The sequence below is a fragment of the Planktosalinus sp. genome (assembly GCF_059864935.1).
Map to the genome: position 1 here is coordinate 1 of NZ_JCBCCK010000289.1, position 1,090 is coordinate 1,090.

Consider the following 1,090-nt stretch of genomic DNA (forward strand, 5'->3'; position numbering starts at 1 on the left):
GGTGTGCCTGTTGCTTTTAGCTCGCCAGACATTCCGCAGCCGGGCACAACCACTTATTGGGAAGTGGACAATGGGGTAATCATAAACGGCAACCCCGGTCAAACGATAGCGGTGGCCTTTATAAGCAATCCCACAGGCCCCTATAAAGTAAGGGCCCGCAACCAGGACGGCAAGAGTTATTCATCTTGGGTTGAAATAACAGTACGGCCAATGGAAGTGGATTTCCAGATTTCCGGCCCTACCACGGTGCGTTCCAGTACTTATGAGACTTATAGTGTGGACGAAACCGAAGGCGACAAGTACACCTGGACCATAAGCCCTGACTTTTTGGGAAGCGTTGTAAACATAGACCATAAAGACCAGATAAAAATTCTTTGGAACAATGTATCAGCCCCCACTATAGCCACTGTGATGGTAAAAGTGGAAAAATGTGGGCAGCTCTATTTTGAAAGTTTTCAAGTCACCGTGCAGCAATCGCCGGATAGTATGAAAACCATATCTACAACAGATTGCAAGCCGGAACAACTGATCATTGCACCTGCCCGGGCCTGCGTGGGCACCCCTGTGGAATTTACAATAAAAAACCACAACCCAAACCACACCTACCTTTGGAGTTTTGATGATGCCGCTTTCAATTCCCTGCCCAATACGGCACGAGTGTTTGGTAGCAGGGGTGTTTATGTTGTAACTTTAACAATCACAGACCAAAATGGATGTCAATCAATTTCATCACACCCCATACTGATAGAAGATGCTAATATGGAAGGCTATATAATTGGGCCCCAACAAAAATATTATAAAGGCGATAGCATTATTTTGCACTATGCATCACTGAGCAATCTCAGTGTGCCCACACTTTACCACTGGAGATATAAGGGTACTACAATCACAAACAGCACGGGGATGCTTACAGTCACAAAACCCGGCGAGTATGTCCTGGATGTTGAGAACAGGCACGGCTGCATCACTAAGCGCATAGACAATGTGTTCATTGAATTTTTTGACCCCCTTCCGCCATCAAACAACATAGAAAAGCAATAAAAATAACACACCCCCTATTCACTATAAAACATTAAAAAAATGAAACCAC

At 44.9% G+C, this 1,090-nt stretch carries 1 protein-coding gene; it reads left to right on the top strand.

Features of this window, described 5'->3' with window-relative positions:
* A partial coding sequence (locus AC6F75_RS09570) for a PKD domain-containing protein (RefSeq protein ID WP_500714786.1) occupies nt 1-1,041 on the top strand: 1,041 nt, incomplete at its 5' end.
* Between the last annotated feature and the right edge of the window lie 49 nt (nt 1,042-1,090).